The organism is Nocardia sp. NPDC059177, assembly GCF_042755165.1.
GTDB lineage: Bacteria > Actinomycetota > Actinomycetes > Mycobacteriales > Mycobacteriaceae > Nocardia.
In genome coordinates, this window is record NZ_JBHZBX010000005.1 from 142877 (window position 1) to 162003 (window position 19127).

Here is a 19127-nt window from a genome sequence, read left to right on the forward strand (position 1 = left end):
GATGGAGCAATTCCTCGCCTTCGGCATCGTCGGCCTGAGTACCGCCGCGATCTACGCCGTGATCGGCAGCGGACTGGTACTCACCTACACCACCACCGGGGTGTTCAACTTCGCGCACGGTGCGGCGGGCATGGTCTCGGCCTTCGTCTACTGGCAGTTGTCGGTCGGCTGGGGCTGGCCGGTCCCGCTCGCGCTGGCCGCGGTGCTGCTGGTCTTCGCCCCGGCCTTCGGGTTGTTCTTCGGCCGGACCCTGGCCCCGACCCAGGGGCTGGGCGACGCCGAGAAATTGGTGATGACCATCGCCCTGCTCAGCGGGTTGATCGTGCTGGCGCGCTGGATCTGGGATCCGAACGAATCCCGGACCCTGCCGCGGTTCTTCGCCGACCAGCCCTCGATCGACCTGGGCGTGGTGACCCTGACCTGGCACCAGGCGCTCACCATCGCGGTGGCGGTCGCGGTGGCGGTCGCGCTGCGGATCCTGTTGTACCGCACCAGGACCGGCGTGGAGATGCGGGCCACCGTCGACGACCGCGCCCTGGTCGGGCTCACCGGCGCCGACCCGCAGCGGGCCAACCGGATCGCCTGGATCCTCGGTATCGAACTGGCCGCGATCGGCGGCATCCTCATCGCGCCGATGGTCACCCTGGACGCGGCGCAGCTGTCGCTGCTCATCGTGAGTGCCTACACCGCCGCCATTTTCGGCCGGTTGCGCAATCTGCCGATGGTGTTCGCCGGTGCGGTGGTGGTCGGTCTGCTGGAGAGCTACTTGACCGGGTATCTGCCGCAGAACGAGTACCTGCCGGGGTTGCGGCTCGCGGCTCCCGCGCTGCTGCTGTTCCTCGCGTTGCTGTTGTTCCCGCACGGCCGGTTGCGTGGGCGGGACCGGCGGGTCGGTTCGGTGCCGTTGCCGACCCTCGGCGGCTCAGCGGCCTTCGCGGCGGTCGTGGTCACCCTCGGTCTCATGCTGGCCACCATGCTGAGCGAGCCGGATCTGATCACCTACGGCGCCATGTTCGCCTGGGGTGTCATCGCGCTGTCGTATGTGCCGCTGCTCGGCTTCGCGGGCCAGATCTCGCTGTGCCAGCTCGGTCTGGCCGGTATCGGAGCGGTCGCCTACGGGCATCTGGGACCGGACGGGCAGTGGTGGGCGCTGCCGGCGGCCATGGGTGTCGCCGGCCTGGTCGGTGTGGTGATCGCCGTTCCGGCACTGCGGCTTTCGGGTGTCTACATGGCACTGGCCACCGCGGCCTTCGCGGTCGTGCTCGACCGGTGGATCTTCACGCTGCCCGCCTTCGAGATCCTCGGGGTGCGGATCGCGCTGTTCGACCAGGGGTCGGTGTCGATCGTCGGACCCGACCTGTTCGGGCTGAAAGTGGAGACCACGGCCGGGATCACCGTCTTCGCCGCGGTCTGTCTCGCGGTCGCCGGATTCGGTGTCGTGCTGTTGCGGCGCAGCCGATTCGGTCGCAGGCTGATCGCGTTGCGCGACAGCGAAGCCGCCTACGCCACCCTCGGCGGCAGCCTGCTGCTGGCACGGGTCGCGGTGTTCGCGCTCTCGGCGGCCATCGCCGGGCTCGGTGGCGCGCTCTACGGGATGCAGTTGCAGGCTGTGGCGCCGGACCAGTTCAACCTGGTGGCGGGGCTGCCGATCTTCCTGATCGTCACCATCGCCGGGCTGGGCGCGATCGGGGCGGGCATGTTCACCGGTCTGGTGTTCGCCGGTCCGCTGAACGTGATCCCGGTGCTGTGGCCCGGACTGCTGAATCTCTCGCAGGTGCTGCCCTCCCTCGGCGGCATCCTCTTCGGCGGCGGCGTACTCAAGGACGGTGCCATCGCGCCGCTGCGCCGGGAATGGTTCCCGATGTTGCGCGACCGGGTGGTGGCGCCACTGCTGGTACTGGTCGTGCTCGGGCTGTGGGGCCTGCGGCTGCTCGAGGCGATCGACGGCTGGGCCTTCACCGGCGGTGCCGTCGTCGCGGTCGTGGCGGCGCGGATCTGGAGCTCGGTGCGCCACCGGCCCCCGGCCGATCCGGCGGTGGTGCCGGTCGAATGGTGGGGCATCCGGCGCCCCTGGACATCCGAGGACGAGGAGGTGCTCGATCGTGCCGTCACTACTGGAAGTTGACGATGTCACCGTCGTGTTCGGCGGCCACCGGGCCCTGGACGCCGCCGGCCTGCGCGCCGAAGCCGGGTCGATCACCGGCTTGATCGGCCCCAACGGCGCCGGCAAGAGCACGCTGTTCGACGTGATCTGCGGCCTGCGCACCTCGGTGCACGGGCGGGTCACCCTCGGCGGACGCGATGTCACCCGCGCCGGGCCGGCCCGGCGCGCGCGGCACGGGATGGCCCGCACCTTCCAGCGGCTCGAACTGTTCGGGCGGCTGAGTGTGCGCGACAACCTCCTGGTCGCCGCCGAACTCGGCCCGGACCGGCGCCGGGCCGCGCAGGTCGTCGACGACATCCTCGATCGGTTCGGCCTGACCGCGGTCGCCGACGCCTGCGCCGACGAACTGCCCACCGGCACCGGCCGTCTGGTCGAGGTCGGCCGGGCGGTCGCGGCCCGGCCGAGCGTGATCCTGCTCGACGAACCCGCCGCAGGGCAGGACCACACCGAGACCGAACGCTTCGGCGAGCTGCTGCGCGCCCTCGCCGACGAAGGCACCGCGGTCCTGCTGGTCGAACACGACATGGGCCTGGTGATGAACATCTGCGACGAGGTCTACGTCCTCGACCTCGGCCGGATGATCGCCACCGGTCCGCCCGCGACCATCCGCTCGGACGAGGCCGTCCTCGCTGCCTACCTGGGGGACCTGTGACCACCGTGCATCCCGCCGCCACGACAGCCCCGACCGGGACAGCCGACCCGGCGCCGCTGCTGGCCCTGCGGGGCGTGCGCGCCGCCTACGGCGCGATCACCGTGCTGCACGGCGTCGACCTCGCGGTCGCGGCCGGTCAGGTCGTCGCGCTGCTCGGCCCTAACGGCGCGGGCAAGACGACGGCGCTGAACGTGGTCGCCGGCACCCATCTGCCCGCCGCGGGCACCTTGGAACTGGGTGGCCGTGACGTCACTGGGGCGGCGGCCCGCGACCTGGCCGGTGCCGGGGTGTGCCTGATCCCGGAGGGTCGCGGCGTGTTCCCCAATCTCACGGTGCGCGAGAACCTCTGGATGATGACCTGCACCGGTCGCACCCGCGCCCACGTCGAGGAGATCGCGTTCGACCGGTTCCCCATCCTGCACACCAGGGCGAGCCAGGTGGCGGGCACCATGTCCGGCGGCGAGCAGCAGATGCTGGCCCTGGCCAGGGGACTGGCCACCGACCCGGCGGTGCTGCTGCTCGACGAACTGTCCATGGGCCTGGCCCCGCTGGTGGTCGAACGGCTCTACGAACAGGTCGCCGAGATCGCCCGTCAAGGTGTGGCGGTGCTCGTCGTCGAGCAGTTCGCCGCCGCGGTCCTCGACATCGCCGACCACGCGGCCGTCCTGGTGCGGGGAAGCGTTGTGCGCCAAGGACGTCCGGACAGCGGACTTCGCAACGAATTGGCTGCCCTCTATCTAGGAAGTGACCCATCATGACCGAATCCCGCGCGGACCGTTTCGCTCGTGACCTGCGAGAACTCAAGATTCCCGATCCGTCGGCCGGCCGGTCCGGGCTGTGGCTGCGCACCGGCGTCGTCGCGCTGGTGGCCGGGCCGGTGCTCGCCGTGCTGGCCTACCTGATGTCGCACGGCACCACCGATCCGCTGGCCCAGCGTGACGCCATCGTGCTGGCACTGGTCGGGGTGGCCGTCGCCGTCAGTGGTGGTGCGGTGTTCCTGCGTTATTCGCTGACCAACTTCCTGCGATTCTGGCTGGCCCGGCAGGCCTTCGAGCTGGACGGACGCGCCGAACGGGCGGTCCGGGAGCCGGTGCCGTCCGGATCGGCCGACTGAGGCGAGGAGCCCGACCAATGCCCGATGGCATGCATTTCGACCTGTCCGAGGACCAGGAGCTCATCCGCTCCTCGGTCGCGCAGCTGTGCCGCAAGTTCGACGACCAGTACTGGCTCGAACACGACCGCGATCATCAGTTCCCCACCGAGTTCTACCGGGCGATCGCCGACGGCGGCTGGCTCGGCATCACCATCCCCGAGGAATACGGCGGGCACGGCCTCGGCATCACCGAGGCCACCCTGCTCGCCGAGGAGGTGTCGCGCTCCGGCGGCGGGATGAACGCCGCGAGCTCGATCCACATGTCCATCTTCGGCATGCAGCCGGTGGTGGTGCACGGCTCCGAGGAACTCAAACGGCGCACCCTCCCGCGCATCGCCGCCGGCGAGCTGCACGTGTGCTTCGGCGTCACCGAACCCGGTGCGGGGCTGGACACTCCACGCATCACCACCTCCGCGCGCCGCGACGGCGACCACTATGTGGTGAACGGGCGCAAGGTGTGGATCTCCAAGGCGCTCGAGTCGGAGAAGATCCTGCTGCTCACCCGGACCACGCCCTATGACGAGGTCGAGAAGAAGACCGACGGCATGACCCTGTTCCTGACCGACCTGGACCGGGCCCACGTCGACATCCGCCCGATCGCCAAGATGGGCCGCAATGCGGTGAGCTCCAACGAGCTGTTCATCGATGATCTGCGGGTACCGGTCGAGGACCGGGTCGGCGAGGAAGGACAGGGTTTCCGCTACCTGCTCGACGGGCTCAACCCCGAACGCATGCTGATCGCGGCCGAAGCACTCGGCCTCGGCCGGGTCGCACTGGACCGCGCGGTGCGCTACGCCAAGGAACGCGTCGTCTTCGACCGGCCGATCGGCATGAACCAGGGCGTGCAGTTCCCCCTCGCCGACTCGCTGGCCCGCCTCGACGCGGCCGAACTGGTGCTGCGCAAGGCGACCTGGCGCTACGACAACGGCAAATCCTGTGGGCGCGAAGCGAATACGGCGAAATATCTGTGCGCCGACGCAGGCTTCACTGCCGCCGACCGTGCCCTGCAAACCCACGGTGGGATGGGGTACGCCGAGGAATACCACGTCGCGCGGTACTTCCGGGAGGCGCGGGTGATGCGCATCGCGCCGGTCAGCCAGGAAATGATCCTGAACTTTCTGGGCACCCACGCCCTTGGTCTACCGAGGAGCTACTGATGGCACCGCAGACACTGTTCGACCTCACCGGCCGCGCCGCGCTGGTGACCGGGGCGGCGGGCGGCATCGGCGCCGCCGTCGCCCAGGCACTCGCCACCGCGGGTGCTGCCGTGCTGGTGACCGATCTCGACGGTGCGGCCGCAGCCGCCGTCGCGGAGAAGATCACCGGAAACGGCGGCACCACAGCGAGTTTCGCCTTCGACGTCACCGATGCCGACGCCGCGGCCGAAGCCGCCGAACGGGCGGCCGCGCTGGCCGACGGCACCCTGCACATCCTGGTCAACAATGCCGGGGTGACCGCGCCGGCCATGCTGAACAAGACCACCGGGGAATCGGTGCGGCGCCTGTTCGACATCCACGCCCTCGGCGCGATCCAGTGTGTCCAGGCGGCACTGGAATACCTGCCCACCGACGGCACCGGGCGCGTCATCAATGTCACCTCCGCGGCCGGGATCGTCGGCACACTCGGCCAGGTGAACTACTCGGCGGCCAAAGCCGCGGTCATCGGCATCACCAAGTCGATGGCGAAAGAACTGGCGCGCAAACAGATCCTGGTGAACGCGGTGGCCCCGCTGGCCGCCACCACGATGACCCACGCCATCCGCACCGACGACCGGTTCGCCCCGCAGATGCTGGACCGGATCCTGCTGCGCCGCTGGGCCGAACCCGACGAGGTGGCAGGCGCGTTCGTGTTCCTGGCCTCCGACGCCGCCTCCTTCGTCACCGGGCAGGTGCTGCCGGTGGACGGCGGCACGGTGATCTGATGGCCGCCCCGCTGGCCGGGATCACCGTGATCGCACTGGAACAGGCCGTCTCGGCGCCCATGTGCACCCGGGTGCTGGCCGATTTCGGCGCGCGCGTGATCAAGATCGAGAACCCGGTGGGCGGCGACTTCGCCCGGCACTACGACGATGTGGTGCTCGGGCAGGCCGCCCACTTCGTCTGGGTGAACCGAGGCAAGGAATCGGTTGCTCTCGATCTGAAATCCGCTGCCGGGCTGGATATTCTGCATCGACTGCTGAACGGCGCCGATGTGCTGGTGTCCAACCTCGCGCCGGGCGCCACCGCCAGGCTGGGGCTGTCACCGGACGACCTCGCCGCCCGCTATCCTGCGCTCGTCGCGGTCGAGATCGACGGGTTCGGCCGGAACGGGCCGCTGTCGCACAAACGCGCCTACGACCTGCTCGTCCAGGCCGAGGCCGGGGTCTGCGCGGTGACCGGGACAGCCGGGCAACCCGCCAAACCCGGTCCACCCGTGGCGGATGCGACCACCGGGCTGTACGCGGCGCTTTCGATCATGATGGCGCTGTACCGGCGTGATGCCGCAGCGCCGTCAGGCACACAGCGCTCGCCCCGCCCCGTCGCGGAGTCGCCGACCGGCACAGGCGCCGCGATCGGCATCAGCCTGTTCGACACCATGGCCGAACTGATGGGCTATCACCTCACCTACGCCCGCCACGCCGGCGTGGACCAGGAACCCCTCGGCATGAGCTCACCCGCCGTCGCCCCCTACGGCGCCTACCCGACCGCCGACGGCCACACCGTCGTCCTCGGCACCACCAACGACCGCGAATGGCAACGCCTGGCCACCACCATCCTGCAACGCCCGGATCTCGCCGCCGACCCCCGATTCCGCACCAACACCGGCCGCACCCGCCACCGCGCCGAACTCGACGCCGCCATCACCGCCTGGTGCACCCGCCACGACCTGGCCGATATCCAGCGCATCGCCGACGACGCGGGCATCGGCAACGCCCGCTACAACCGCCCCAGCGAAGTCGTCACCCACCCACAATTGGCACAGCGCGACCGCTGGCGCGACATCGACACCCCTGCAGGCCCCATCCCGTCGCTGCTGCCACCCGCGGTGATCACCGACTACGAGCCACCGATGGGTCCGGTACCTGCCCTCGGCGCCGATGCCGACCGAGTACTCGGCGAAATAGGCTGCACCGCAGGGGAAATCGAACTGTGGCGCAGCACCGCAGTGATCGGCCCGGTCCCCGCCGAGGCCACGACATGACCGCCGAAGCAATCCCGGGGCACGGACCCAGCGCGGGCGACTGCCGGTCGCAGGCGCGTTTATCGGCTGCGCCCGCACCCGAGTCACCTCATAGCCGGCGCCGACATCTCAGCTCTGGGAGCGCCGCCCCGATCGGACGAGGCGCGGGTGCCTGTGTGCCGGCAGGGTCGCAGAGTGGCACGGGGGCGTCATGACCGATGCAGACTCCGCCGCCCCCGTTCTCCTGGTCGCCGACCGCGACGGCGTACGCACGCTGACCCTGAACCGTCCGCACCGGCGCAATGCCATCGACGCCGAACTCTTCGGGGCGCTGGCCGAGGCGTTGCGCGCGGTCGCGACCGATCGCAACGTGCGGGCGCTGGTCCTCACCGGGGCGGGCAGCGCCTTCTGCTCGGGTGCCGATATCTCGGTGCCCGACAACGCGCACCCGGTCTATCGCATGCGTCCACTCGCCGATGTGGCGACGTTGCTGCACGAACTGCCGCTGCCCACGGTCGCCAAGGTCACCGGGCCCGCGATCGGCGCCGGCTGGAATCTGGCGCTCGGCTGCGATCTGGTGGTCGCGACGCCGGAATCGACCTTCGCGCAGGTGTTCACGGCCCGGGGACTCACCCTCGACCTGGGCGGTTCGTGGTTGCTGCCCCGGCTGGTCGGGATGCAGCAGGCCAAGCGGCTGACGCTGCTGGCCGAGACCATTTCCGCAGGTGAAGCGCACGAACTGGGTCTGGTCACCTGGGTGCGTTCGGCGGACGAGATCGACACGTTCACCGACGATCTCGCCACCCGGCTGGCCGCAGGCCCACCGATCGCCCTCGCCCAAACCAAGGCGCTACTGCACGAAGGCGCCGACACCACCCTGCGCCAGGCGCTCGCCGCCGAGTCCCGCGCGCAGGGCCTGAACTTCGCGACCGCCGACGCGCCGGAAGCCTTCGCCGCGTTCGCCGAACGGCGCGAGCCACGTTTCACCGGGCGGTGGACGGTGCATCGTCCACCGATCCGTCCCACGAGCTCCGAGAACGGGAGATAGCCATGCCCGAGGTAGTCATCGCCGGCGCGGTCCGCACCGCGGTCGGCAAACGCAACGGCGGGCTGGCCGGGGTGCACCCGGCCGACCTGTCCGCCCAGGTACTCACCGCCCTGGCCGCACGCACCGGCCTCGACCCGGCCGTCGTCGACGACGTGGTGTGGGGCTGCGTGTCCCAGGTGGGCGACCAGTCCAGCAATATCGGCCGGTACGCGGTGCTGGCCGCCGGCTGGCCGGAGAGCGTGCCCGGCACGACCGTGAACCGCGCCTGCGGGTCCAGCCAGCAGGCCGTCGACTTCGCCGCGCAAGCGGTCATGTCCGGGATGGCCGATGTCGTCGTCGCCGGTGGCGTCGAGGTGATGAGCCGGGTGCCGCTCGGTGCCGCGAAAACCGGTGGCGCGCCGTATGGCCCGCGGGCGCTGGCCCGCTACGACGGTTTCTCCTTCAACCAGGGCGTCTCGGCCGAACTCATCGCCGAGAAGTGGGGCCTGGACCGGACCCGCCTCGACGAGTTCTCCGTGCTGTCGCACGAACGTGCCGCCGCCGCCCAGGACGCGGGTGCCTTCACCGCGCAGATCGTGCCGGTGACCACCGAGGACGGTGTCGTCGAGGCCGACGAGGGCATCCGCCGGGGGAGCAGCGTGGAGAAACTCGCCAAGCTGAAACCGGCCTTCCGCGACGACGGAGTCATCCACGCGGGCAACTCTTCCCAGATCTCCGACGGCGCCGCCGCCCTGGTGCTCTCCACCCCCGAGAAGGCCCGCGAACTGGGACTCACCCCGCTGGCCCGCTATCGGGCGGGCGCGGTGGCCGGTGCGGACCCGGTGCTCATGCTCACCGGCCCGATCCCCGCCACCGAGAATGTGCTGCGCCGCGCCGGGCTCGCCCTGTCCGAGATCGGCGTGTACGAGGTGAACGAGGCCTTCGCCCCGGTGCCGCTGGCCTGGCTGGCCGAAACCGGCGCCGACCCGGCCCGGCTCAACCCGCTGGGCGGGGCGATCGCGCTCGGTCATCCGCTCGGCGGTTCCGGCGCGGTCCTGCTCACCCGCATGCTGCATCACATGCGCGACAACGGGATCCGCTACGGCCTGCAAACCATGTGCGAGGGCGGCGGCACCGCCAACGCCACCGTCATCGAGCTCGTCTGAGACCTGGGAGAACACATGCGTCGCGAATTGTTCACCCCCGATCACGAGGCGTTCCGGGAACTGGTGCGCGGCTTCGTCGAGAAACGCATCGCACCGAACTACGCCGACTGGGAACGTGCCGGGCGGATGCCCCGCGAGATCTTCACCGAGATGGGCGAACTCGGCCTGCTCGGCATCGCCCTGCCCGAGGAATACGGCGGCGCCGGCCTGCGCGACTACCGCTACAACGTGGTCCTCCAGGAAGAGGCCGCCCGCGCCCTGGTGACGCTCGGGACCGTCCGCACCCAGCTCGACGTCATCCTGCCGTACTTCCTCGAATACGCCGACCCCGCGCAACGCGAGCGCTGGTTCCCCAGCCTGGCCGACGGCTCCCTGCTCACCGCCATCGCCATGACCGAACCCGGCACCGGCTCCGACCTGGCAGGCATGCGCACCAGCGCCGTCCGCGACGGCGACCACTACCTCCTCAACGGCGCCAAGACCTTCATCACCGGCGGCCTGCTCGCCGACCTGGTGATCGTCGTGGCCCGCACCGCCACCGACCCCGACAACCGCCGCGCCGGACTCACCCTGCTGGTCGTCGAGGACGGCATGCCCGGCTTCGAACGCGGCCGCGAACTGGAGAAGATGGGCTGCAAGGTGCAGGACACCATGGAACTCTCGTTCACCGATGTCCGGGTACCGGTGGAAAACCGCCTGGGCGAGGAGGGTGCCGCCTTCGGCTACCTCGGCCACAACCTCCCCCAGGAACGCCTCACCGTCGCCGTCGGCTCGGTAGCCCAGGCCCGCGCCGCAATCACCGCCACCGTCGAATACACCAGGGAGCGCAAGGCTTTCGGCACCCCGGTCAGCTCCTTCCAGAACACCAAATTCGAACTGGCAGCCCTGTCCACCGAAGTCGAAGCCGCCCAAACCATGATCGATCGCGCGGTCACCGACCTGATCGCCGGCACCCTCTCCGGCGCCGACGCCGCCCGCGTAAAACTCTTCAGCACCGAAGTCCAAGCCCGCACCGTAGACCGCTGCCTCCAACTCTTCGGCGGCTACGGCTACATGACCGAATACCCCATCACCCGCCTCTACACCGACGCCCGCGTAGCCCGCATCTACGCAGGCACCAGCGAAGTCATGAAAATGATCATCGCCCGAGACCTCGGCCTGACCTGATCGCACGAAACACCACGCTGGATGCCATATGACGCGATCATGACCGGTCGGAGGCTCTTAATATGTCGTCGGGTTCCCCGTCGGACGTAGTTATCACGTCACCAGATTGCACGTTGTCCGAGATATCCTCGGAAAACACTAACGAGAAATGATTCGAGGCAACCTTTGAGTGGTGAATATGCAGCGCAACCATCACTCCGTGAATAACTCTGCCGCCGGATTTTCTGAGTTCAACATCTTGTCCGATGCTAAAGTTGCCATCAGCAAATCCGGTAACGAATGGAAACTCTTGAAAACTGACGTGATATACGTCCTCTACGTCAAATTTGCTCAAGTTCCCGCTTTCCTCCACTGGTCGCACCCGCACCTTGACGAGGGCGGGGTGCCGACTGACATCCGGGCAAGGTTCAGGAGGTTACCCCAACCTGGTCACCCGTCTGCCCGACCGCCGACTTCGGTCACGGATGGTGGACAACATCGTTGTTCGGCCGCGGTCAACCATGCGGCCACGTTGTCCAGCGACCCGTGGCAGACAACCCGGAACGGGCTGTACAACTCCCAGCCGTACGGTGGTTCGGGTGCGCGCCGGATCGCCATCGACCGCAGCGCGGCCCGCTCGGTCAGTTCGGTGAGGCGGTGCCGTATCGCGTCGCTCATAGGTCCCCCTTGCGAGTCGTCTGTGTGAATGCGCCCACCGCCGGGGAACCGGTGCCGAGCCGGTTCAGTACCCGGCGGCGGGGCTGAATTCAACGCTAGGCGTGCGTAATCGGTGGTCACAGGCTTACGGTGTTGACAGACTGTTCACAGCTGACCGAGCCGAAGGGCAACGATGGAACCGGGCGCACAGCTGAGAGCCGCGCGTGCGGCGGCCGGGGTAGGGCTGCGCGAAATCGCCCGGCTCACGCACTACTCACCCGCGTACCTGTCGCTCATCGAGTCCGGCAAGCGACCGGTACCGGCCGAGGTCGCCGTCGCCTACACCGCAGCCCTGGGCGAAACAGCTGATGGAGAACGCGCCGGCCAAGAGTGGACGCGGCGGATCGCGGCGTCCGATGTCGGCGGGGACACCCTGGACCGGCTGGAGGCAGCCGTGGACGATCTGGCATCGGCCTACTCCACGACCCCGCCGGCCGAGCTACTGGTCGGCATTCGTCAGCATCTGGGATACACCGCGCGCTTGCTGAACGGGAAGATGACCCTGGTCCAGCACCGCCGCCTGCTCGTGACCGCCGGGTGGCTCTCGCTGCTGGCCGGGACGTGCCACATCGACCTGGACGAACTACCGGCCGCCGCTGCCCGTCTCCGCGCCGCCCGCGATATCGCCGAAGAATCCGAGCACCCGGAAATATCGGCCTGGACCCTGGAAACCAGGGCATGGCAGCACCTCATCAATCGCGAGTTCGGCGAAGCGGCCGAACTGTCACAAGCGGCGCGCGACATCGCCCCGGCCGACAGCTCGGTCTACATCCAGGCCACGGCGCAGCAGGGCCGCGCGCTGGCGCGCAAAGGGGACAGTGCGGGTACATACGGCGCGCTGCGCAGCGTCGCGCGCCTGGTGTCCGGGCTGCGCACCCCGGACCGGCCGGAGCACCACTTCCGATACGACCCGTCGAAGGCCGACACCTACGTCGCCACCACGCTGTCCTGGCTCGGTGACCCGGCAGCCGAGGTGTATGCGCGCCATGTCGTGGCTGACCTGGAGCGCGCCGCGTGCGTCCGTCCGCGCCGCATCGCCATGGCGAACTTGGACCTGGGTCTGGCGCTGGTCGCCGCCGACAAACCGGATGAGGCGGCGAACGTGGCGCTGGGCGTGGTCACCGGCGGCCGACTGGTCCCGTCGCACTACTGGCGCGTGTCGGAAATCGTGACCGGCATCGAGCAGCGGGACATCCAAAGTGCGACCACCGTGCGCGAAGCATTCCACGACACCTATCCGGGATGAGATGTGGGCGCCGGTCAGCACAGGATTCCGGTGGCCTCATCCTGGACGCAAAGTGCCGACCGGTTGAGAACGATTGACACCGATTGAGGCGTTTCGGCAGTTCAGGGCATGGAGCCCTCTGGCCGGGCGCCGAAGACCGGCGTGAGCTCTGCGCGGAGCTCAGCCCTTTGCCGGTCTGGGCTGTCATTCATGTGCGCCATGTCACGTGACATCGCATTCTCGACCAATGGCGATACCTGGCACCGTTCGCTACCGTGACTACGGAATGATGTCCGAGGGGGAGGGCGGTAGCGGGCATGTCTGTGGTTGATATCGATTCCGCACGGTTGAGGTCGGAGATCGCGGCGTTTTACGCCGGGTTCGGGGTGCCGAGCGAGTTGACGGCGGCGTTCGAATCGTCGGCGTTGCTCGTGCCGTTGACAGGGCCGCAGGACCGGGTCTTCACGCTGGAGTCCGGTGGGGTGGCGTGGTTGTGCGCCTTCACCGGGGTCGAGGAGTATGCGCGGTTCATGACGGCGCGTGGCGTCGTGGCCGACGAGTCCTATCGATTTCACACGTTCCTGGGGCGGCGTCTGCGGGAGTTCGCAGCAGGACAGCCGGAGCCAACCGGGGTAGCCGTCGACATGCTCGGTGCTGCGCCGATGGCATTCCCGCCGGCGATCTCCGAGGAGCCGTCGAGCGACGGCGGGCATGGCTGATGTCGGATTTGGATGTTGATCCGGCTCTGTTGACTCAGGCCGCGGCCGGGATCAACGGGATCATCAGCGAACTGTCCGAGCTGGGAGTCGGGGAAACCGGCGCCGTCGGGCGCGGGTTCGCCCAATTGACGATGTCGGCGATGGAAGCAGGCAAAGCCAACGTGCAAGCCTGCTTCGAAACATTCGCCGAACGCTGGTCGTGGGGCGTGCGCGCGCTGGTGCAGTCGGGTAACGAGATCGCCGAGGTTCTCGACCTGTCGGCGGGCCGGTACTACGAGATCGATCAGCAGATCTCGAGCACGTTCAAGCAGATGTTCACCCATATGGCCGGCAACCCGCACCTGAGCAAGGCCGATATCGAGAAGATGGACTGGGGCGAGGTCTGGGACAACAGCAACTTCAACACGGCCAGGAATCCTGATTACAGCGTGTCCTCGTTCACCGACGCGTTCTCCCATATGGGTGACAACGTTTCGACTTTGGGGCAGGTGGGGCAGTACTTGGTGTCCGATGATGTGCCGGAACGCGACAGCATCGGCGACATGTTCGTGCCCGATACCGGGGTGGCGGCGAAGGTCGCTGAGATCCAGCAAGCGCAACAACAAGCTCGTGGGGGGAACACGTAGTGGGGATCGGGGATTTCGTCAACAGCCTCGGGGACAAGATCGAAGACGGGCTCGAGACGGCGGCCGAAAAGGTCGGGCAGGCCTACAACACGGTTCTCGACGCGGAGTCGAAGGTCGCGAAAGCTGTTGGCGCCGATGGACTGTCGGACTGGCTCGATGATCTCGGGGACAAGGTCGTCGATGCGACCGGTGGCGCGGTCCCGGAGAAGGAACTGGGTGAAACCACTGATCCGAAGGAACTGATTCGAGGCGATCCGGGCAAGATCCAGGAAGTTTCCGAACACCTCGGCAAGATCGGTACGGCAATCGATCAAACCGGTGACGCGTTACGAAAGATCGACGTCGCGGAGTGGTCCGGTGAAGCGTCCACGGCCTTTCACGACGAGTTCGCCAAGCAGCCGAAACTGTGGTGGGACGGCGCCGACGCGATGGGTAAAGCCAAATCCGCGTTGGACGCCTGGTACCACGAGGTCACCGCCGCTCAGGTGAAGGCAGCGGACGCGATCGCGAAATGGGAAGCCGCCGACCGTGAGGAGCGGGACCGCAAGAACGCCTGGAACGCCAAAACCGACGAGCAACGCGAGGGTAAGACCCTCACCGACACCTGGACCACGATCCGCGACGAGGCCCGCGCGATCCTCGACGGCGCCCGCACCCAACGTGACAACGCCGCGAACACCGCGGTGGCAGCGATCACCGCCGCCACCGAAACCGCGCCGACGGAACCGCCGTTCCTGTCCCGCTGGGGGAGCAACTTCGAAGACCTGACCGCGGCGATGGAGCACGCGAAAGTCAACTTCACTTCCGGGTTGTTGACCTCGCTGACCGGCATGGTGCAGTTCGTGCGGTCGATCAGCCCTGTCGATATCTACAACATCACCCACCCCGCTGACTACATGTCGAAGATGTCGGACCTGGGCACCGGGATGGTTTTGGCGGCTGCGGACCCGAAAGCGACGGGTGCGGCGATGCTTTCGGGATTCAAGACCAACCCGTCCGAGGCGTTGGGCGCTCTCACCGGTGACGCGTTGACCACCATCGCGACCGGCGGCGCCGGTGGTGTCGCGAAAGGCGCCGCCACCACAGTCAACCGGGTTGCCGACGTCGCGGACACCGCGAACACCGGCCGCAATATTCTCGACAACGCTGCCGGGGCGGCGGGCAGGAACACACCCACCCAGCCCGCCTCCCACACCCCGGACAATCCCTCGACACCGAGCTCGGATCCTGCGGGAAACACCGGCGATTCGCCGGCCACGACCCCCGCAGCTACCACCCCCGAGCCGAACTCCGCCGGGCAAGCGGGCGACACTCCGCCGACCACACCGGCCGACACACCCGGCACGACCCCGAACGGTGCTGCTGATGGCTCGGACCCCGGCGACACGACACCCGAGGCCGGTGAGAATGCGCCGTCGTCACCGAACGGCACCGATGAATCACCAGCGGCGAAACCCACTCCGGATACGGACGACGGCAACCCGAATCAGGAATCGCCGTCCTCCCCGGCTCCGAACAATGACGGTTCCACTCCTGACCAGCACGATGATTCGCCGGCCAACCACGACGACACCTCTGACGACCAGGACTCCGGTAAACCGGCCACGACCCCTGACGACGGCGCACACGGCGACGCTGACGACGGCACCAGCCCGGAAGGCAACAACGGCGACACTCCCGACCCGAACAACAGCCCCGAACTACGCGCAGGCAATGACAACGGCGCCAACGGGCAGGACAGCGCGGGCGACACCGCCCAGAACAATCCGCCCGAAACCGACTCCACCCGCGACCAGACCACCGAAGGCGGCGACCCGGTCAACCTCGCGACCGGTGAATTCTTGCTCCCGCTCACCGACCTCGATCTGCCCGGCATCCTCCGCCTGGCGCTCAAACGCGCCCACCATTCGAACTACCGCTTCGGCCGCTGGTTCGGCCCGTCCTGGTCGGCCACCCTCGACATGCGCGTCGTCATCGAAGACGACTGCGTCACCGTCGTTTTCGAAGACGGAATGCTGCTGGCCTACCCGCATGCCGAGGTCGGCGTCGGCGTGGAGCCGATCACCGGCGGCCAGCGCTGGAAACTGACCCGCACCGACACCGGCGGCTACCGCCTATGGGACCCGGACCGGGAACTGGTATGGCATTTCGCGCCCGAACCAACCCTGAACGGGTTGGACACCCTGCTCGGCAACTACGCCATCTCCGCGATCACCGACCGCCACCACAACCGAATCCGCTTCCACTACAACAACAACGGCGACCCGACCGAAGTCACCCACTCCGGCGGCTACCGCGTCGTGCTGGATTCAGCTGACGGACGTGTGACCGCGATCTCGGTCGCTGGGGAAGCAGACGGACTCGACACCCTCACCCGGGTCCGTGAATTCAGCTACGAGCACGGCGAACTGACCACCACGGTCAACGGCGTCGGTGGCACGACCCGTTTCGCCTACGACGAGCACCACCGGATGCTGTCGTGGACCGATTCCAACGGCAGCTGGGTCGCCAACACCTACGACGAATCCGGCCAGGTAGTCGCTCAGCGCGGCACCAACGGTGTGATGAACGCCGACTTCGAATATCTCGAACTCGGTGACGGCACCGGCCGGCTCACCCGGATCACCAACTCACGTGGCGGTGTTTCGGGTTACGGGTTCGACAGCGATCTTCGCCTGCGCGACTTCCGCAATGCCGACGGCGGCCACCGCCACATCGAATACAACGCCCTGCGCAAACCGCTGCGAGTCACCGAGCCCGACGGCGCGGTCACCCACTACGCCTATACCGACAACGGCAATGTCGCGACCATCACCCGCCCCGACGGCACCGATATTCGCATCGCGTACGCCTACGCAAACCGCCCGACGACGATCACCAATCCCGATGGCACGACGGCGATCAGGGAGTGGGACAAAGCAGGCAACCTCATCGCGGTGACCGACCCCGCCGGTGCCCGGACCGAGTACACCCACAGCTCCTGCGGTGCGGTAACTGAAATCCGCAACCCCGACGGCGCCGTAACCCACGTCGAGGTCGATGACGCCGGCCTACCTGTCACCGTGACAGATCCCTACGGCGCGACGACGACAATCCACCGAGACGCGTTCGGCCGGCCCTCCGAGGTCACCGACCCGCTCGGCCACACCACCCGCTACGAGTGGACGCCCGAGGGACGCCCCGCCCGTCGCGTCGATCCCGATGGATTCGCCGAATCCTGGACCTACGACGGCGAAAACAATCTCGTCACCCACACCAACCGCAACGGCGGAATCACCCGCTACACCTACGGCGGATTCGACAAGGTCGCCGCCCGAACCGACCCGGACGGCTCGACCACCCGCTACCTCTACAACACCGAGCGTCAGCTGACCGCCGTCATCAACCCCCTCGGCCAACGATGGACCTACGAATACGATCTCGCCGGGCGCCTGAGCGCGGAAACCGACTACACCGGTGCCACCACCACCTACACCCACACAATCACCGGCCGCATCGCCACCGTCACTCCGGCTACCGGAATCACCCGTCACCACCGACACGACATCCTCGGCAATCTCACCTCCATCACCGCTGACTCCGGCGAATACCTTGCCTACACCCACGACCCCGCGGGCCGGGTCATCACCGCGATAAACGGCATCGATGATTCCGTCACCCACACCCTCGAATTCACCTACACCCCTACCGGTCAAGTAGCGACCCAGAAACTCGATGACCAGCCCGCCATGGTCAATGACTACGACCACCGCGGACGGCGAATCCGACGCACCACCCCGACCGGCGCGGTGACCACCTGGCGTCACAATGTGCTCGGGCAAGTCACGGCCCTCTCCGCCGACGGCACCGATATCTCGTTCAACCACGACCGCGTAGGTCGCCTCACGGGCTGGCGCATCGGCGACGTCCAAATCGACCGAACCTTCACTCCCAATGGCAATCTCGCCACCCAAGAAGTCACAGGCTTCCCCGCCACCACCTCATCTCTCGACTTCGGCGATACCCCAACGGCCCGGCCCGACCCTTTCACAATTCGTCGAGACGACTACAGCTACCGTCCTGATGACTACCTCACCCACCACACGACGACTGGACCTGGTACAGAGCCCTCACTCGCAACCTACGGCCTCGACGCCCTTGGTCGCGTCAACACCATCACCCGCGATAACCAGACTGCCGAAGCATATGAATACGATGCCCTTTCCAATATCACCGCAAGCCTTCCAGATTTCGCTGCGGAGCCGCAGTCGGCGCTTTCCTCTGCTGCGTCCGTGGAAGTGCGTGAGTATCATAACAATCTCCTAGTCCAAGACGGTCGCACTCACTACTACTATGACTCTGCTGGCCGCCTAATTCGCAAGGTCACCACCCGCATCTCCCGCAAACCTGCCGTTTGGCACTTTCGCTACAATGCATTCGATCAGCTAACCGACGTCTACACGCCCGATGGTCATTGGTGGAAGTATGCCTATGATGCGGCGAGTCGGCGCACGGCGAAACATTGCGTCGGCAACGATGGTGAGCGGCTTGATTACTCTTCCTTCGAATATGATGGAACTCAAATAATTGAGGAGTCGAATCGCGGCGGTATCAGCAGGTGGCAATACTTGCCGGATTCATTCGTGCCGGTGTTGCAAACCGACGCGTCACCTGAATCTCAAGGAGCAAATTCGCATGCAGTGATCGTGGAAATCTCCGGACTTCCTACAGCGCTGATTGACCCGGCGACTGGCCGTGTTACTTCTGAGGGAAACAGCAACTTGTGGGGGAGGGTGACCTGGAGGGGTGAATGCAAAACGCCGGTGCGATACCCTGGTCAGTATTTCGATGCAGAAACTGGACTGCACTACAATCTTCACAGGTTCTTTGATCCGACGCACGGAAGGTATTTATCTCAGGATCCACTCGGCTTGTCTCCGGCTCCGAACCAGTATGGGTATCCGCACAACCCGGCGAGATGGTGTGATCCGCTTGGATTGATGCCCGAAGGATGTGAAGGCGATGGCCAGAACAATCCGGCAGGTCAGACTCCAGAGGTTCCACGAACTCTCTACCACTACACAAACCAAGACGGCCACGATGGGATACTTGACAGTCAGGAGATGTGGCCGTCTCTCCGTGAGCAAAACCCAAAGGATGCTCGATATGGTGATGGCCAATATCTCACGGACATTGTGCCAGGAACACGCACCCTCGGCCAACTCTCGGCCGCCTTCCTGCGGGTACCATGGGCGGGGCAGAAATTTACGCACTTCATCGAAATCGACGTAACCGGACTCGATGTCGTGCAAGGGAGGACTGGTGTCTTCGTAGTTCCAAACAGTGGACCGCTGGATATCGCTGGAAGAATTGTCAGCTCAGGAAGGAGCTAAA

General features: G+C 67.0%; 15 protein-coding genes. 14 read left to right on the forward strand and 1 reads right to left on the reverse strand.

Annotation, left to right across the window (positions count from 1 at the left end; translation table 11 throughout):
* The first annotated feature begins 1 nt into the window (after position 1).
* From ACFXK0_RS08620 to ACFXK0_RS08665, 10 genes are all read left to right on the forward strand, one after another.
* Positions 2-2125 carry an ABC transporter permease gene (locus ACFXK0_RS08620; protein ID WP_379409361.1) on the forward strand — a complete coding sequence of 708 codons (2124 nt, stop codon included), beginning with the start codon at positions 2-4 and terminating at the stop codon, positions 2123-2125.
* Positions 2103-2816: an ABC transporter ATP-binding protein gene (locus ACFXK0_RS08625; protein WP_379409362.1), complete on the forward strand. Its 714-nt coding sequence runs from the start codon at positions 2103-2105 to the stop codon at positions 2814-2816. Before ACFXK0_RS08620 ends, ACFXK0_RS08625 begins: the two co-directional genes overlap by 23 nt.
* The gene (locus ACFXK0_RS08630; protein WP_379409363.1) at positions 2813-3574 is read left to right on the forward strand and encodes an ABC transporter ATP-binding protein; all 762 of its coding nucleotides are present in this window, start codon (positions 2813-2815) and stop codon (positions 3572-3574) included. Before ACFXK0_RS08625 ends, ACFXK0_RS08630 begins: the two co-directional genes overlap by 4 nt.
* Entirely contained in the window at positions 3571-3930 is a 360-nt protein-coding gene (locus tag ACFXK0_RS08635) for a hypothetical protein (protein ID WP_379409364.1), read from the forward strand. Before ACFXK0_RS08630 ends, ACFXK0_RS08635 begins: the two co-directional genes overlap by 4 nt.
* A 29-nt stretch (positions 3931-3959) precedes the next feature.
* Positions 3960-5126 (forward strand): acyl-CoA dehydrogenase family protein, encoded by a 1167-nt coding sequence (locus tag ACFXK0_RS08640; RefSeq protein WP_379409522.1) that lies wholly within the window; start codon positions 3960-3962, stop codon positions 5124-5126.
* On the forward strand, positions 5126-5890 hold the full coding sequence (locus ACFXK0_RS08645) for an SDR family NAD(P)-dependent oxidoreductase (protein ID WP_379409365.1): 765 nt from the start codon (positions 5126-5128) through the stop codon (positions 5888-5890). Before ACFXK0_RS08640 ends, ACFXK0_RS08645 begins: the two co-directional genes overlap by 1 nt.
* Positions 5890-7149: a CaiB/BaiF CoA transferase family protein gene (locus ACFXK0_RS08650; protein WP_379409367.1), complete on the forward strand. Its 1260-nt coding sequence runs from the start codon at positions 5890-5892 to the stop codon at positions 7147-7149. The genes ACFXK0_RS08645 and ACFXK0_RS08650 overlap by 1 nt, the downstream gene beginning before the upstream one ends.
* 190 nt (positions 7150-7339) lie before the next feature.
* A complete protein-coding gene (locus ACFXK0_RS08655) occupies positions 7340-8176 on the forward strand; it encodes an enoyl-CoA hydratase/isomerase family protein (protein ID WP_379409368.1) in 837 nt (278 codons plus the stop codon).
* A 2-nt stretch (positions 8177-8178) separates the two neighbouring features.
* Entirely contained in the window at positions 8179-9321 is a 1143-nt protein-coding gene (locus ACFXK0_RS08660) for a thiolase family protein (RefSeq protein ID WP_379409369.1), read from the forward strand.
* Positions 9322-9336: 15 nt separating this feature from the next.
* Positions 9337-10488 (forward strand): acyl-CoA dehydrogenase family protein, encoded by a 1152-nt coding sequence (locus ACFXK0_RS08665; protein ID WP_379409371.1) that lies wholly within the window; start codon positions 9337-9339, stop codon positions 10486-10488.
* Positions 10489-10917: 429 nt separating this feature from the next.
* On the opposite strand, the gene ACFXK0_RS08670 is transcribed toward ACFXK0_RS08665, so the two are convergent.
* Complete coding sequence (locus ACFXK0_RS08670) at positions 10918-11145, reverse strand: hypothetical protein (protein ID WP_379409372.1); 228 nt, start codon at positions 11143-11145, stop codon at positions 10918-10920.
* A gap of 172 nt (positions 11146-11317) precedes the next feature.
* On the opposite strand from ACFXK0_RS08670, the gene ACFXK0_RS08675 reads away from it, so the two are divergent.
* From ACFXK0_RS08675 to ACFXK0_RS08690, 4 genes are all read left to right on the forward strand, one after another.
* Entirely contained in the window at positions 11318-12430 is a 1113-nt protein-coding gene (locus ACFXK0_RS08675) for a helix-turn-helix domain-containing protein (RefSeq protein ID WP_379409373.1), read from the forward strand.
* A 296-nt stretch (positions 12431-12726) separates the two neighbouring features.
* Positions 12727-13128, forward strand: a complete 402-nt coding sequence (locus ACFXK0_RS08680) for a hypothetical protein (RefSeq protein ID WP_379409375.1) — start codon at positions 12727-12729, stop codon at positions 13126-13128.
* A 29-nt stretch (positions 13129-13157) separates the two neighbouring features.
* The gene (locus ACFXK0_RS08685) at positions 13158-13754 is read left to right on the forward strand and encodes a hypothetical protein (protein WP_379409376.1); all 597 of its coding nucleotides are present in this window, start codon (positions 13158-13160) and stop codon (positions 13752-13754) included.
* On the forward strand, positions 13754-19126 hold the full coding sequence (locus tag ACFXK0_RS08690; RefSeq protein WP_379409378.1) for a putative T7SS-secreted protein: 5373 nt from the start codon (positions 13754-13756) through the stop codon (positions 19124-19126). Before ACFXK0_RS08685 ends, ACFXK0_RS08690 begins: the two co-directional genes overlap by 1 nt.
* Position 19127 lies beyond the last annotated feature (1 nt).

What these genes read in the sequence shown, in the direction of transcription:
- ACFXK0_RS08620 (WP_379409361.1), top strand. Translation starts at nt 2, where the DNA reads ATGGAGCAATTCCTCGCCTTCGGCATCGTCGGCCTGAGTACCGCCGCG.
- ACFXK0_RS08635 (WP_379409364.1), top strand. Translation starts at nt 3,571, where the DNA reads ATGACCGAATCCCGCGCGGACCGTTTCGCTCGTGACCTGCGAGAACTC.
- ACFXK0_RS08640 (WP_379409522.1), top strand. Translation starts at nt 3,960, where the DNA reads ATGCATTTCGACCTGTCCGAGGACCAGGAGCTCATCCGCTCCTCGGTC.
- ACFXK0_RS08645 (WP_379409365.1), top strand. Translation starts at nt 5,126, where the DNA reads ATGGCACCGCAGACACTGTTCGACCTCACCGGCCGCGCCGCGCTGGTG.
- ACFXK0_RS08650 (WP_379409367.1), top strand. Translation starts at nt 5,890, where the DNA reads ATGGCCGCCCCGCTGGCCGGGATCACCGTGATCGCACTGGAACAGGCC.
- ACFXK0_RS08655 (WP_379409368.1), top strand. Translation starts at nt 7,340, where the DNA reads ATGACCGATGCAGACTCCGCCGCCCCCGTTCTCCTGGTCGCCGACCGC.
- ACFXK0_RS08660 (WP_379409369.1), top strand. Translation starts at nt 8,179, where the DNA reads ATGCCCGAGGTAGTCATCGCCGGCGCGGTCCGCACCGCGGTCGGCAAA.
- ACFXK0_RS08665 (WP_379409371.1), top strand. Translation starts at nt 9,337, where the DNA reads ATGCGTCGCGAATTGTTCACCCCCGATCACGAGGCGTTCCGGGAACTG.
- ACFXK0_RS08670 (WP_379409372.1), bottom strand. Translation starts at nt 11,145, where the DNA reads ATGAGCGACGCGATACGGCACCGCCTCACCGAACTGACCGAGCGGGCC.
- ACFXK0_RS08675 (WP_379409373.1), top strand. Translation starts at nt 11,318, where the DNA reads ATGGAACCGGGCGCACAGCTGAGAGCCGCGCGTGCGGCGGCCGGGGTA.
- ACFXK0_RS08680 (WP_379409375.1), top strand. Translation starts at nt 12,727, where the DNA reads ATGTCTGTGGTTGATATCGATTCCGCACGGTTGAGGTCGGAGATCGCG.